The sequence below is a fragment of the Acinetobacter endophylla genome (assembly GCF_053543775.1).
In genome coordinates this window covers 1-14541 of sequence record NZ_JBLVOM010000013.1, presented here as the reverse complement: position 1 = coordinate 14541, position 14541 = coordinate 1, and the positions used below count along the sequence as shown (strand labels likewise).

Annotated in this window: 10 protein-coding genes and 1 pseudogene; 5 read left to right on the top strand and 6 right to left on the bottom strand. The window is 37.9% G+C overall.

From position 1 onward, the window contains the following. Positions 1-871 (top strand): LysR substrate-binding domain-containing protein (locus ACNPNW_RS02320; protein WP_448766458.1); only part of this gene is annotated, 871 nt, incomplete at its 5' end. 248 nt (positions 872-1119) lie between these two features. On the opposite strand, the gene map is transcribed toward ACNPNW_RS02320, so the two are convergent. After that, positions 1120-1914 (bottom strand): type I methionyl aminopeptidase, encoded by a 795-nt coding sequence (gene map, locus ACNPNW_RS02315; RefSeq protein ID WP_423090244.1) that lies wholly within the window; start codon positions 1912-1914, stop codon positions 1120-1122. A 350-nt stretch (positions 1915-2264) separates the two neighbouring features. Between map and brnQ the strand changes: the two genes are divergently transcribed. Together brnQ and ACNPNW_RS02305 are read left to right on the top strand one after the other, a co-directional pair. Continuing rightward, complete coding sequence (gene brnQ, locus ACNPNW_RS02310; RefSeq protein ID WP_085064886.1) at positions 2265-3551, top strand: branched-chain amino acid transport system II carrier protein; 1287 nt, start codon at positions 2265-2267, stop codon at positions 3549-3551. A 591-nt stretch (positions 3552-4142) separates the two neighbouring features. After that, the gene (locus ACNPNW_RS02305) at positions 4143-4361 is read left to right on the top strand and encodes a hypothetical protein (RefSeq protein WP_004645284.1); all 219 of its coding nucleotides are present in this window, start codon (positions 4143-4145) and stop codon (positions 4359-4361) included. 113 nt (positions 4362-4474) lie between these two features. Here ACNPNW_RS02305 and ACNPNW_RS02300 read toward each other — a convergent pair whose 3' ends face one another. Further along, entirely contained in the window at positions 4475-4933 is a 459-nt protein-coding gene (locus tag ACNPNW_RS02300) for a hypothetical protein (RefSeq protein WP_222112191.1), read from the bottom strand. 118 nt (positions 4934-5051) lie between these two features. Here ACNPNW_RS02300 and ACNPNW_RS02295 point away from each other — a divergent pair, with 118 nt between their 5' ends. Continuing rightward, the gene (locus ACNPNW_RS02295; RefSeq protein WP_222112192.1) at positions 5052-5915 is read left to right on the top strand and encodes an alpha/beta hydrolase family protein; all 864 of its coding nucleotides are present in this window, start codon (positions 5052-5054) and stop codon (positions 5913-5915) included. A gap of 450 nt (positions 5916-6365) precedes the next feature. Here the strand turns inward: ACNPNW_RS02295 and ACNPNW_RS02290 are convergent, their stop codons facing one another. From ACNPNW_RS02290 to ACNPNW_RS02275, 4 genes and pseudogenes are all read right to left on the bottom strand, one after another. Continuing rightward, a complete protein-coding gene (locus ACNPNW_RS02290) occupies positions 6366-7325 on the bottom strand; it encodes a hypothetical protein (RefSeq protein ID WP_448766457.1) in 960 nt (319 codons plus the stop codon). 229 nt (positions 7326-7554) lie between these two features. Next, complete coding sequence (locus tag ACNPNW_RS02285) at positions 7555-9321, bottom strand: UvrD-helicase domain-containing protein (protein WP_448766456.1); 1767 nt, start codon at positions 9319-9321, stop codon at positions 7555-7557. 4 nt (positions 9322-9325) lie between these two features. After that, positions 9326-11254: an ATP-dependent nuclease gene (locus ACNPNW_RS02280; RefSeq protein ID WP_448766455.1), complete on the bottom strand. Its 1929-nt coding sequence runs from the start codon at positions 11252-11254 to the stop codon at positions 9326-9328. A gap of 28 nt (positions 11255-11282) precedes the next feature. After that, positions 11283-14300, bottom strand: a pseudogene (locus ACNPNW_RS02275) (DEAD/DEAH box helicase family protein); the annotation flags it as partial. A 52-nt stretch (positions 14301-14352) separates the two neighbouring features. Here ACNPNW_RS02275 and ACNPNW_RS02270 point away from each other — a divergent pair. Next, positions 14353-14541 (top strand): transposase (locus ACNPNW_RS02270; protein ID WP_448766454.1); only part of this gene is annotated, 189 nt, incomplete at its 3' end.

Below are 14541 nucleotides of genomic sequence, written 5' to 3'. Positions count from 1 at the left end.
TTTCGCTCAGGTGGTGGAACATGGCGGCTTTAGTGCAGCCGAACGTGCAACCGATATTCCCAAATCCAAACTTAGCCGCCGGGTGTTTAATCTGGAAGAGCGTCTGGGTGTACGTCTGATTCAGCGCAGTTCGCGTCATTTTGCCGTCACCGATATTGGCATGAATATTTATCGGCATGCCCAAGTTATGCTGAATGCTGCACAGGCAGCGCATGATCTGGTTGACCATCTAAGCACTGAACCGCGCGGAACTATTAAAGTCAGTCTGCCAGTGTCTATTGCCCAGAACGAACTGGCAAAAATTCTGCCGGATTTTTTGAAAAAATATCCTGAAATTAAAGTTCAGATGATGATCACCAATCGCCGGGTCGATATTATCAATGAAGGCTTTGATCTGGCCTTACGTGTCCGTTCCAGCCTGGATGATGACCCGAATCTAGTGATTCGCCAGTTTGAAAAAATTGAGCAACATCTATTCGCCAGTCAAGGTTACTTAAACGAATTTGGTGAACTGAAAACCCCTGAGCAACTGGCTGAACATAAAATCCTGAGTATGGCCGAAGACCATACCGAGCAGTTTCTAACCTTACAGAATGAACAGCAGGAACAGAAAAAAATACGTGTCAGTCCAACGGTCATGGGGTCTGATTTAAATATGCTGGCACAACTGGCCGCGTCAGGCTCAGGCATCACTTTGTTACCTGATAACGTGGTCGAGCAGTATGTAGCAAGTGGTGAACTGGTTCGGGTACTTCCTGACTGGAAAGCACCACATGGTATTTTCCATGTGGTTTATCCTTCACGTCGTGGCTTATTGCCCGCAGTACGGGTCTTTATTGATTATCTGGTTGCTGAATTAAATCAGCGCTAAGTAATACGCTTTTTAGAAAAATGGACAAAAAAATAGCTCATTCTTGGGGAAAAATGAGCTAGAGAAACTGTCACTACAGCATAGTAAGCGAAAAAAAGGGAACCTATGTATCTGATTCTTAGTTTAATCAGATATAAAATCCTAAACCACTGTTTAATGTAGTGTTTTGTATTTTTTCGTCAACAAGCACAAGTGAGTTGTAATTTATGTAAGTGGATTAGCTTAATAAAGATCATTCAATCAATATTTTAAATCTCCGGATACTCACCTGTGCCTTCAGGCCAAGGCGACAAGACTTCAAACCCGGTTTCGGTGACATAGACCATATGTTCCCATTGGGCAGACCAGGATTTATCCGTGGTGACCACAGTCCAGCCATCTTTCAACTCTTTGACGCGGGCTTTACCCATATTCACCATCGGCTCAATGGTAAACACCATACCTGAGACCAGTTTAATGCCCTGACCCGGCTGGCCGTAATGCAGAATGTTTGGCTGTTCGTGATAGACCTTGCCGATGCCATGACCGCAATATTCACGCACAATGGAATAGCCTTCACGCTGTGCGACCGTTTGAATCGCATAACCAATATCACCCAAGGTCGCGCCCGGCTTCACCGCATGAATCCCGGCCACCATGGCTTCATAAGTGGTATTGACCAGTCGCTTGGCTTCTGAAGATGGTGTTCCAACATAGTACATCCGGCTGGTATCACCAAAATAACCGTCTTTAATAATGGCCACATCAATATTGATAATATCGCCATCTTGGAGAGCGACTTTTGATGATGGAATGCCATGACAAACCACTTCATTCGGTGAAATACAGGTGGTTTTGGTATAGCCATAATAGCCAATATTGGCTGGCGTCACTTTTAATGTATTGACAATAAAATCATGACAGAGATCATCCAGATATTCAGTCGTAACACCTGGCTTGACATGCCCCCCGATCATCGCTAAAACCTCTGCAGCCAAACGCCCAGATATCCGCAGTTTTTCAACATCTTGCTCAGTCTTAAGACTAATCGCTGGAGCTCGCATATACCTATCCTCACTATGAATCCCTGAATTATAATCCCTTTTTTGCGAAATATGTCGCAGTTGTTGAGTTTCAGCACAGCAATTTTCCTTGAAATAGGAATTTTCACTGCTGTTTATTTATACAAACAATAACTGACATATTTTGATATCAAGTGCAGATATTTTTTGAGCTTATAAGGAAAAATATATTTTTCAGCGAATTATCAAACATATATTTCTACCAAGATTTGAATGACCGGTTATATGATCCGCAAACTCACTAGAATCAAGGCTTCCAGCCTTAAAATAAACTCCAAAAAATTGGACATATACACTAAAATCGCTTTCTTTTGTTCTATTGATCTCCCTTTATGACAAGTCTGCGTACTCGGGATATTGTCGCCCTAGGTTTTATGACCTTTGCACTGTTTATTGGTGCGGGCAACATTATCTTCCCACCGATTGTGGCTCAACAAGCCGGTGAACACGTATGGCTCGCTGCTTTAGGTTTCCTTATTACAGCAGTCGGCTTACCCGTGATTACCATTATTGCGTTGTCTCGCGTTGAAGGCTCCATTCAGGCACTAAGCTCGCCTCTGGGCAAAGCAGCCAGTATTTTGCTGACTGTAATCTGTTACTTAGCTGTTGGTCCTTTATTTGCGACGCCACGTACCGCAACCGTTTCTTATGAAATCGGTTTTTCATCTTACTTTGGCAATGAATCTGGCAGCCTGCTCATTTACAGCATCATCTATTTTGCTGTGGTGACCATCGTGTCTTTATATCCAAACAAGATTCTGGATACCGTCGGCTATTTCCTGTCGCCACTTAAAATTATTTCTTTGATAATTTTGGGTGTAGCAGCCGTGATGATTCCTGCCAGCAATCCGCCTGCAGCGATCGATAATTACGTTACCAGTCCAGTGACTGAAGGCTTCGTAAATGGTTATTTAACCATGGATACTTTGGGCGCTTTAGTTTTCGGTATTGTGATTGTCAAAGCCATTACTTCACGTGGTGTAACGGATAAAAAACTGATTACCAAATATGCGGTTAATGCCGGCATTATTTCTGGTATTGGTTTAACTCTGGTGTATTTAAGTCTGTTTAAACTTGGACTGGGTAGCCATGAGATTGCCCCAAATGCAGCCAACGGTGCCATTATCCTGCATGCATATGTACAACATGCTTTTGGCGATATGGGTGCCTACTTCCTGTCTGGCATGATTTTTATTGCCTGTATGGTGACTGCAATTGGTCTGACCTGTGCCTGCGCTGAGTATTTCTCCAGCTTGACCAAAATCCCATACAAGATCTTTGTATTTATTCTGGTGGGCTTCTCACTGGTGATTTCAAATCTGGGTTTAACCAAACTGATTGCCGTTTCGGTTCCAGTCTTGAGCGCGATTTATCCGCCTGCCATTAGCGTCATTATGCTGAGCTTCTGTGCAAACTTCTTTAAGAAACCATCTCATGTGATTGCGCCAGTGACCCTGGTAGCCTTTATCTTTGGTATTTTTGACGGATTAAAAGTCGCTGGTTTTGAATTGCCTGCATTCCTGCAAAATTTACCTCTATCAGAACAGAATCTGGCCTGGTTTATTCCATCCATGATTGTATTGCTGATTACAGCTGTAATTGACCGTATTAGAAACTAAAATTTCTAGGATGTCTGAAGAATCGTATTTTTACCCAAAATCCGGTTTGAGCGTGATCAATAATTGTCAGGTTTTACCCAAACGGACATTTATTGTTTCTTAATGATGACATCAAATCAATCACCGCTGTAAATCTTGATACTAAGATTTTCTATAAAATATGATGTATAGAATTGCACTTTAATTATTTTATTTTTTATATAAATATAAACAAAACTTTTAATTTCCTGATTTTAGATACCTATTGTTGCTAACTTAAACCAAGTCCCCCTCCGAGTCATACGCAGGTTTACAAAGTATTGATTAACACTACATATCTTTGGCGTAGAATTTGCATTTTCTATCTGGTCGCATTAATTAAATGATGACTACATCTTATTTCCAAAACTAACTGGAGGTGACATCTGAAAATATAATTCTTGCCTAATCAAGTGATTATGTAGTTATACGACTAAAGATGGCCATTTTGACTGTAAAAGCCTGCCACAGCAGTTGCAAAGGTCCAAATTAAACAGTACAACTATATATTCAATTCTGACTGATTAAATCTGCTTTAATCTTCAATAACATAAATAAATGGGAGGGATGGAGATGTTATCATTACATTTCAACAAGCAAGTCTTCATTGACGCTCTTAAAGCCAACAACACCAATCTGGTGACATTTATATGCACCACTTTTGCACTCATGCTGACTTTAACCGTCCATTGCTTAATTCAAGGTAATTTAAAACTTGAATACTTTGGCTATGCACTGATTGTCTCAGCTGCGTTTTTCCTATGGGCTGCCATAGACCAGAAATACCGATAAACAAATTTTAAATTAGCCCAGATGGATGATTTGGCCAGTCATCCATCTGGTGAAAAAAGTGTTTTGACTTTCAATCATTCCAGCATCATTTCAGAATAACAATAAAGAGAAGATCAGAATAATCTGATAAATGCCCCATAGAGCAAGATCCCCGTCCCGCCCAATTCTGCGACAATTAAACCCAGCATGGCGAAAGTCATTAAACTTCCTGGCAAATGAAACTTACCCAATTGATGCGGCTGTTTAAACTGATTCGTTGTGTCTTGCAGGAAACCATGCAACATATAAGCGGCAATCGAGAAGCTGAAAAATATTATATTAATGAGTACGCAAATCAGATTCACCATACTCGGCAATACTGAACAATAGGCCAATACTGCCAGAATTAAGGTCGCAGGTGCATAAAGCAGGCTGCTACGATGGGCAATATCGACATAATAATGTGCACGTGACTGAGGCGATTGACGAATCTGCCAATATTTCCAAACGCCGGTGAACATCCCGATCCACAAGAAGATTCCACTAAAAATAATGCCGATTTTAACGGCCAGCTCAAGTTCCATTAGCTGCATAAGATCATTCCATGTTTATTATTTGACTGACTTTAAAGTCATGTTTTCCCCGAGCTACCCTGCTAAAAATCTATACAGTAAAAGCTTCATCAGGATTCTAAAAAATATAGTGTAACGTATGTCTGAATTTGAAACATTGACTCTCCAGTGCCAAGATGGCTATCGCTTAAGTGCACGTTTTTATGCAGCAATTTCTGAAACTGACAAACTTCCAGTATTAGTCTGTCCAGCAACTGGCATTACCAAACAGTTTTATCATCAGTTTTGTGTGTGGTTACAAGCTCAAGGCTATGCCGTTATGGTCTTTGATTTTCGCGGGATTGGTGATTCACTACATGGCCCTTTGAAAAATTCAAAAGCCAGTATTGTGCAATGGGGGCAACTGGATATACCGGCCGCGATTGATGCTTTATCAACGCGTACAAATGCAGAAAAAGTGATCCTACTTGGACATAGTGCCGGTGGTCAGCTTTTAGGTATTGTGCCAAATTATGATAAAGTCGCAAAAGTGGTGGCTGTCTCTGGCTCTACCGGACATGTGAAAGGACTCAAAGGCAAAACCAAGTTACTTGCGCCAGTGATGTTTAATGTCATTTTCCCACTGGCTCGCATCACTAAAGGCTATGGCCCAACTCAAGTGATTGGTATGGGTGAAAACCTGCCTAAAGATGTGGCTCGCGAATGGGCGCAGTTCTGTAGTAAACCGGGTTATGTAATCAACGCGATTGGTAAAAATATTGCACCATCCCATGATTATCATGCTCAAATCACCTGCCCTGTGACTGCAATCTGGTCATCTGATGATGAGATTGCCACCGAAGCCAATGTGAAAGATTTACTACGTTTATATCCAAACGCAAAAACCCAAATAATTGAACTTAAACCTAAAAGTTATGCTTATAAGGCCATTGGTCATATGCTGATGTTTAAAAAATCGCATCAGAATTTATGGCCGGTGATTGAGCAACAATTGGCTGTTTAAATCAGATTTAGATGGTTATTTGCAGGCTGCTGTGTTCTAATACGCTTAGTTTGAGATGAGCCTCTTACAGTATATGGGCTTGACCTATATACGACTAGCCCCTAACCATGGGGCTTTTTATTATCCAAAAACAACAACTTACAATTAATTGGCGTAAATTAGGCGTAAAATATTAATTTCAATATAATTTTTTAAGTGCAAAAAATCTTAATTTTGCCAAACTATATACTTCGTAAAACCCTATAAAGATATTAAACCATATTGCCTCATATAGGCTATAGCATCGTAATATAGAGCTTTTCAATCCACATCAAACTGAATAAGCCAGATAAACCTAGTCATACATCGCCAAGTTTTGATGTGTTCTTATTGAATCTAGCTAAAAGATCTATACATAAATTGGAGAAATATAAAGTCCAATCAACTTTAGTTCATTGGACTTTTGGATTCCTATAAGTCCATTAATTCTATATATTCATGGTTATTAACTAACTCTGGATTAGACTGAGCAATAAGTTTCAAACATTCTTTCAACTTATCTAGGCTATGGATGTCTTCTTTGCTTATGATCAAATGAATAAAATCCAATGTTTCCAAAGGATATTTTTCACATATCTTACTCTTTACCAACTCATCTAAAATACGATAAGGATAGCTTATAGGTCTTAACCAATATTTTAGAGTTTCAAAAGAGCTAGAAAAATCATCACCATATAAAATTAATATCTCTGCTACTGACCTCGCAATACTCAAAGACATACGCTCTTTATTTTTTGGCCATACTTCCTTCCAAAAAATTGCAACATTACTTTTCCAATGCTCTTCACGTTGATCTTTATTTGCTTCTATATAATCAACCAAAGCATGTGCTGCTTCATTTAATGCTTCTTGAGGAAGCTCATCAAAGACATCCACAAAGTCACTTAATGCATATCCATCTAAATTGTTTAAAGCCACAAATGTCAAAAATCTTATATATTGGTTCTTGTACTCACCAAGTTGAGAATAATAGTGTGCAGTTTCTAAGAAATCTTCCTTTATACTAATCAATAATGGGACATAGATACGTGGTGACCATAAGAAACCTTCCCATACATTTTTTGCCTTTTTATTATCCCAATTAAATAAAGGTAATAAATGAGTCTCCGTCCAAATTTTGTCGACCCTATAAAGCGGAATTAAATTAGCAGCTAAAATCACTCTACCATGTCTATATGAAGTATGTTCTAAACTGGCCAATGTACTGAATATTTCTAAGAAGTCCTTAGGCAACTTTTCATTATCATTTGGTTTGCTATGGAACCATAAGTTAATGAGTGTTTCTGTAATAATGCCTACTGGGTGATTAATAGCCTCTAGTACTGGTTGATCACCTACTTCATCGGTATTTTCAACGAATATCTCTAACACTTGCCTGTATATATCATCAATAGTAGTCCACTAATTCCATTTAAGAGTAGTCCACTAGTTCCGCTTAAAAGTAGCCAATTAGATACACTCAAAAAATTGTATCCTAAGATTTAACATTTTGAACTAAGCTAGTACATATTCCTATACAAACGGACCCTAAGTATCACGAGTATGAACAATGATTCTTATTTAACTTGGACACTTTAACTTGCTAAACATATCTTAGATTTCAGAACCAACAACTCAATACTTCAAATCCTAAACTTTCTAATTTCTTCTGATCGGAAGCATTTAGTTTTTTAACACACCAAACTAAAATATGCTTTGGTCTAGATGATGCTACATAAGCAAATCTAGCAGCTTCAGATGTTTTATCTCCTATCCAATGAGACCAATGTGTACCAGTTCCATTCCGTGTAGGATTTGAAATCAGCATGGTAGCCTCATGTGTTTCACCTTTAACACCATGGATAGTTGATTTTCTGAATTTGATATCCAATGCATGATTTTTGCGATGATAGGTAGATATGCAATTACTTGCTTTCCCACTTGGAGACTTAATTTTAAAGTCAGAACTTTTTAATGCTTCATAAATCTCTGGTAGCACAAATTCTTGCTCATGTAAATTGATGATTACAGCATTAAGTTTTTTGCACCAATCTGTCCATGAACTAGTTTCTAGTTTTAGGCCATTACTTAATAAGTACTGAATAGATTTATAAAGAAATAATCTCCACTCTAATTCAGATTCAATAATTTGAGGACAATTATAGTCGCTTGATTTAGTTTCTAACTGAACTTTATTTTTAATATACTCTGAAAATTCAATCAAAGATTGATTAATTTCTCTATAGCTTGTTTCATCAAAGTTTAAAAGAGAACTCAGTAAAAACTCTGATGAAAGCTTTGGTGTATTATCTATAATTGATAATTGATTTAGAGTCTGATGGCCTCTAGCCACTAAAACTCGATTGCTATACTGTTTTGTTAATTCATGAAAATGTGGAATAACCTCACTAGGTGAGTCTTGATACTGAAGTGCAAAACATGATTGTTCGGGTGATGTGAAATTAGCTTCGATTGAACCAGATTCCATAATCTTAGTAGCAATATTGACAATTTTCTGACAGCTTCTAAAGTTTTTAGTTAATTGAATTTCTCGAAAGCCATTATCAGTTATAAAATTAATAATGTTATTAGGATCGACATCTCTAAAGTCATATATAGATTGATTAAGATCTCCAATAAAATGTAATTTTGTTCCGGTCAGCATCATAGCTTTCAAGATACTTAATTGCTCAAAAGATAAATCTTGGCATTCATCGACAATAATAAGTTGAAATCTTGTTGCTAATTTTTTTGCATAATCCTGTGTAATGGTACGAGTAGTTAGAGCTGACTCTGCAAGGTATTCGATATCTTTATGAGTTAAAAAACCTGCATCCCTGCATTTTTTTTTCGCAATATAAATATCATCTTTGCGCCATTGTTCCAAAACCATAGCATTAAGGGCACGGTTTGCATCTTGATTTGGTAAATGAAATTTAAAACGTCCTGTTCTATTATCAATTTCAACCTGATGTCCTGAAATTTTTTGATGGCCATGGTTATACTGTGTCAAAAAAAATAACTGTGAATCGTAGTTCACTACTTTAAATGAATAATCTCCATTATCTCCTTTATATTTAGAAATATCTTTAGCAAGTGGATTAACAATATTCTTGAGGATAAAGCTATCAAATGTTCCTATAAAATGGGGATAGGTTGATTGTCCTTTTATTTTCTCTTTAATTCTATGCTCAATTTCTTTAGCAGCGCTTTTAGTAAAAGATAGAACAGCTATCCCACTAGGAAAATTTGCCCAACTCTCAATTTCATTTGCTACTCGTTGAGCAATGGTTTCAGTTTTTCCACTGCCAGGACATGCATTTAAAAAAATATTTTCAGTAATTTTTGCCCGTTCAATATAATCGAGTTGTTCATCTGTATATTTCATCTAACTATGCCTCAATAGAAGATTTGTCTAATGAACAAGCCCAAAGAATTGCATCTTTGAGATATTGAGGTACTTTTAGCTCAACCTCTCTAAAAGAAATTTTATCAGCTAAAACCTGTGCGAAATATCCTTTACCAATATTATCATCGTCAACTCTTTTCAATATTTCAAATGCATAATCTGCTTTTTGTTCAGAAGTGATTGTTGAAAAATCCTGATCTATTATTTCTTGTAAGCCTCTCTTAACAGAGCCTTCTGTTGGCCACAGTTCAACTAGAATTTTAGCCATTTCTTTTGCATTATATTCTTCCATCGCTAAGTCATATTCTAGCGTCTTAAATTTTGCAACAAATAGCCGTGCAAAATCAGAAGTATTAATGCTATCTACTAATTTCAGAGCATGATTTTTACCTTCTAATATATTTTTTTCATGAGGTTTATAATCGTATGTTATTTTTTTGACTATGTCTTTTCCTGTTTTCGGATCTGTTATTATCTTATCTTCATAATAATGTTGCTCAGGATCTAAATCAGTAATACCTGCGCAACGGATTGGAACATTTAAGCCCACTTGATCTTCTTGCACATCTGGCACACCTGTAATATTACAATAAAGGCGCATAAAATGATTAAAATATATGCCATTAAGGTTGATTACTGAAACCCCATAGTCTTCTAAATTATTAATCTCTTTACCTTTTAATACTGTTTTAGCTAACTCTGGAATGATCATTTGTTCAGCTATACCTTCAACTAGGATCACTCCGCTCGCAAAAAGTAAGTTGGATTTTGTGATATCTAACCAGCGATTAAGAAAATTCAAGTTATTATCAGCTAATCCACATTCAGCTAACGGTGTGGCAGTAGGGTTATCATGCTTAGTTAAATGTATGATCTTATCTAAATTTACGCTCGAGGCTAATACTGTAGAGTGAGTGGTTACAATAACTTGTACGTTCTCATCATTTGCAACTTTTTCTAGATGATCTAACAATCGAACCTGTAGTTGAGGATGTAAATGCGCTTCAGGCTCCTCAATCAGTAAAAGCCTATATAATGATTCTTCCTTAGTTAACGTTAGTTCTGCAAGGATAGAAGCGATATACAATAAATTGTTATATCCAAGACTATTCTGACATAAGTCTCTAAATTGATCTGATTCGGCAGACGTTATTTTGGGAAAGAAAATTAATCTTAAGTTTTCAACAATTTTTGAAAATTCATTTTCAACAAATTGTATATGTGTTGATTGACTAAAATTCTGTCCGATAGCTTCTAGTAAGTGATCTGCAATCAATTTATTGGCTTTTTTAATACTAGAGTCTTTATCATCAATAAGAGATTGATTGAATTCTTTAAACTTCTTTTCTAACGGGTGTTGCTCTTCAGCTTTTTTACATTTCTTAATCTGTTCGGCTTCAATAAACTTTAATAATTTCGATAAACGAGATTGTCGTCCATTTACGAGTTTTGATTCCGCATCACGTAAGGGCGGTAAATAAATACAATGAATTTTGTCAAATAGCTCAACATCAAATTGTGATGATTTAGAATTCCCACCCCAAAAACTTTTTTTAAAGCGTCCACGTAATTCCTTATTTAAAACTTCTAGATTTAAAATCACGTTATTTTTAGCATCACTCCACTGTAGAAATGCTATAGGTTCAGCCTTCACTAATTCATCAAATTCGACTTTTATTTTGAATGAGTCGGAAGCTATCGACTTTTCTTTAAAAGGTTTATTAAAGTCATCCGAAGAAACATTATATGAACCAGATTCAGTATCAATAAACAATTGACGAAAAGAGTTAATTATAGTGGTCTTGCCAGATCCATTTTCCCCAACAATTACATTTAGCCCTTTTCTAAAGTTGATTTCAAAACCCTCTGAAAAGCAACGATATCCCACAATTGATAATTTTTTAATATGCACAGCTAATACCTATTTAATTATTTAAAACTTACGCCACCGCTTCATTAAACGCTTCAACAACCCCAAATATGTTGTCAACATCCGCATCACCAAACACACCATCTACCCCTTCATAGTGGATTTGATTAAAAGGTGGTTCATAAAGTTGTGCCGCATCCAGCACACCGTTTTGTGTCAAATGATCAATTAGCATTTCCACAAAACGAATCTGCTTCTCGTTATAGGTTGACCCTTGCAGATATTTTGAGAATGCTTGTTGTACTGCCTGACGATCCAACCCAACTAAAGATCGAATAAATAACGGTAAGGATTTTTCAGTCCCAAAACATTCTTCAAATTTATCTCGGCTTTCAACTTCTTGAGCTTCAAAAACAAAACGCTCTAGCTCACTTAAATCAGTCGGTGTAAGAGTCAAACCACGCTTTAACTTCGCGATGGTAATATGATTTTCATTGGCTTTAATAAAACTTTCGACACGTTTACGATACTGGGCTAGATTTACGCCACTTGAAACGACTGGTATATCGACTGCTTGCATATCTCCAATTTCATCATCAAGCATAGAATACACAATGGTTGAGGTTGATTTTTCAATCAGTTTCACCAAGCCGCGAATACGTTTACGCATCGCCTCCAGCATTAGCAAGGTGATGCCTTTCCAATATTCCACGGTTTGAATGTCTTGAATCAGCGCAATCTGTTCTGCAACCACAGGAATGTTTTCTTTGCTCTCCAATTTAGAAGCAATTTCAATCACTTTATTGGCATAGCTTTGAGTTGCTGTATTGTTCTTTTCCAATACTGCCAACTCAAGGTTGTAGCAAAGCATATCAAACAGTTTGGCTTCTAAAGTTTCAGGCTCAAGCTGATTCGGGAGTTTCGAAATGTGTTCTCGTAATGTACCGATGGCAAGATCATCTAAGTTGTTCCAAGCATCATCATTTTTGAAATGTTCAACATGCTCAAGTTCAGATTTCACAATGAAGTTGTCATTATTCATAGACTTCACTTCAGTCTGTAAACTCTGACGCATATCTTGCTGTACAGCTTTTAATTCTTCGGTGGCATCGTCCTTCGCATTGAGCAGACTCAGGATATTTAAACGCGCTTTAAACAAGCGTTGTCCGAGTGGCTCTGTGGTCGATACAGGCGCACCATCTGGATTTTCATTGAAGTATTCAAAGTTAGAGCAATAATCGAAAATAAAGAATTCTTTTTTATCTTTTTCAGGGCTGAACAGTTCTTTGCAGAGTCGTGTGCCACGCCCAATCATCTGCATAAATTTCACTTTAGAGCGCACAGCTTTAAAGAAAACTAAGTTGACCACTTCAGGCACATCAATCCCTGTATCGAGCATATCCACTGAAATCGCAATCTGTGGCTCAGGTAAATCTTTCTTGCTAAAGTCATCAATTAAGCTTTGTGGATACTTAGTGGCATGAGTAATGACACGGGCAAACTTGCCATCATATTGCGGATAGTTTTCATTGAAGCGATCAGCAATAAACTGGGCATGTTTTTGATTGACGGCAAAGATAATGGTTTTACCCAAACGATCACCGCCTTCGGTTTTAATACCATTTTCCATTAAGTGCTTGAGCATTAAATCAATCGTGCCTGTATTAAACAGCTCTTTATTAATCTTGGATGCTGAGACTTCTTCAGGTGCATCTTCATCGCCCCAATTTAGACTATCCCAATGTTGTTTTTCTTCTTCGGAAAGTTCGTCATATTTCACGCCTTCACGCATGAATTTAAGTGGGACAGAATAGGCTTTCGGTGGCACGAGATAACCATCGGCAATGGCTTGATCGAGGTCGTAGTAATCGGTTGGGACACCACTTTCTAAGCCAAACAGTGCGTATGTATCACGATCAACTTCATCTCGTGGCGTTGCAGTTAAACCGACAAGCAAACTATCGAAGTATTTAAAAATCTCGCCAAATTTTTGGTAAACGCTGCGGTGTGCTTCATCGACAATAATCAGGTCAAACATGCCTGTACCGAATTGTCGTGTACCGTCCGCATTTTTTTCATCAATTAAGCCCATCATAGTTTGATAGGTCGAGAAATACACTCGACCAACTTGATTTTTATCCTCAAGTAAATTGACGAATGAGGCATCTTTTAAATTGGCTTTAAAAGCGTTGTGTGCCTGATTGACCAATGAAGTGCGGTCTGCAAGGAATAAGGCTTTTTGTACCACATTGGCTTTCATCAGCACATCGACCAGTGCAATGGCAGTACGTGTTTTACCTGTGCCTGTTGCCATAATCAGTAAGCCTGCACGTTCTTTACGTTGATAGGCTGCAAGCATGGCTTTGATGGCACGAGTTTGGTAGTAACGCTCGACAATGTCCGCATTGATCGGGAAGCTACTCAAATCAGGATTGTTTTTACGTCGTTCGATCAGGCGTTTGAGTTCTGCTTGCGTATAGAAGCCATGAACTAAGCGTGGTGGGCCACCTTGCACATCATTCCAAATTCGGGTTTTGTAGCCATTGGTATAGAAAATGACAGGGCGTTGTCCTGTTTGTTGCTCTAAACAGTCTGCATAGAGCTTGGCTTGTTGTTGTCCAATCTCAGGGTCGGTTGATGTGCGTTTTGCTTCAACCACAGCCAAAGGCAAGCCATTGACATCATAAAGTACATAATCCACCGCACCTTTACCTGATGGACTCGGCATCCCTGTAACAGGCACTTCTTCTCGAACTGTTGTGCCAATCTCCCAACCTGCTTCCTCAAGCATGAGGTCAATTTTAAGTTTTCGAGTTTCGTCTTCTTTATAGTCGGTATGGTCTTCGATTTTGCTGTTGGCAATTTTGGCTTGTTCAACGTCTGCACGTTTTTGTGCAAGTTCAGCATCTATATTTGCAAGTAATTTTTCACGCTCTTCTAAACTTGCGGACAGTTCAAATAGTTTTTGTTCACGTTCCCGTAAAGCTTTATGTTGTTCAGCAAACTGTTTTTCTTTAGCTTCTGTTTCTTTTTGCAGTTGTTCTTTGTTGGCGGTGATTTGCTGAGTATTGTCAGCATTTGGTATTAGGGCGTGTCATCAATTACCTTGAGGAAAACCACCTTGTCCCCATTATACTTTTATGACTAAACGCTATGCCTTAAGAGATGATCAATGGGAACAGATTAAAGATCTGTTACCTGGACGAATGGGTACTGTTGGAGTAACGGCCAAAGACAACCGACTATTTGTTGAAGCAGTATTGTATCGGTATCGTTCAGGTATCCCGTGGCGAGACTTACCAGAACGCTTTGGTGATTTTAGAGTCGTG